This is a genomic window from Rickettsia australis str. Phillips (assembly GCF_000273745.1).
Classification (GTDB): domain Bacteria; phylum Pseudomonadota; class Alphaproteobacteria; order Rickettsiales; family Rickettsiaceae; genus Rickettsia; species Rickettsia australis.
On sequence record NZ_AKVZ01000009.1, the window covers coordinates 1 to 924 of the forward strand.

The following is a 924-nucleotide window of genomic DNA, read 5'->3' on the forward strand; positions in this document are numbered from 1 at the left end:
TTATGTTTGACTTCATGATAACCTTATTTATTATTTTTGGCAATAAAACAGTTAAAAGATATGTCCTCTATTATTAAAGCAATTGAAGAAGCTTGGCAAATTAAGGACCAACTTCTTCAAGATTCTTCAAAGCTTATAACATTAAGAAAAACACTTAATGATATTATAGAAAGCTTAAATCAAGGTACAATTCGTGTTTGTGAAAAGAAAGAAAATAGTTGGGAGGTTAATGAATGGGTAAAGAAGGCTATATTGCTATATTTTATCACTACGGAATCACAACTTTATAATAACAATTATAATAGTTGGTATGACAAAGTTGCTCCTAAATTTTCTGTGGGTATTGATAAAAATATATTCAAAGAAGCAGCTATACGTAAAGTTCCCGGAGCTGTTGTTAGAACTGGTACTTATATAGCTAAAAATGTTGTAATTATGCCTTCTTTCATTAATATAGGTGCTTATATAGATGAGGGAACAATGATTGATACATGGGCTACTATCGGCTCATGTGCTCAAATCGGTAAGAATTGCCATATTGCAGGTGGTACAGGAATAGGAGGGGTTCTTGAACCGCTACAAGCAAAGCCCGTTATCATTGAAGATAATTGTTTTATCGGTGCAAGATCGGAGATAGCAGAAGGGGTAATAGTAGAAGAAGGAGCAGTAATTAGTATGGGAGTGTTTATCTGTAGCTCTACAAAAATAATATACAGAGATACAGGTGAAATTATTTACGGTAGAATTCCGGCTTATTCTGTTGTAGTTCCAGGAGTATTACCTGCTAAGGAAGCAGGTAAGCCTGGGCTTTACTGTGTAGTCATCATAAAGCAAGTCGATAAAACTACTAGATCTAAAGTAAGCATTAATGATTTGTTAAGGTGATTGTTCACTGTCACCTAGTTCGTTTGACCAGCGTTGTTG

Annotated in this window: 1 protein-coding gene; it reads left to right on the plus strand. The window is 34.3% G+C overall.

Annotated elements, in window-relative coordinates:
* Positions 1-60: 60 nt before the first annotated feature.
* A complete protein-coding gene (gene dapD, locus A452_RS0100875; protein WP_014413112.1) occupies positions 61-885 on the plus strand; it encodes a 2,3,4,5-tetrahydropyridine-2,6-dicarboxylate N-succinyltransferase in 825 nt (274 codons plus the stop codon).
* Positions 886-924: the final 39 nt, after the last annotated feature.

What these genes read in the sequence shown, in the direction of transcription:
- dapD (WP_014413112.1), top strand. Translation starts at nt 61, where the DNA reads ATGTCCTCTATTATTAAAGCAATTGAAGAAGCTTGGCAAATTAAGGAC.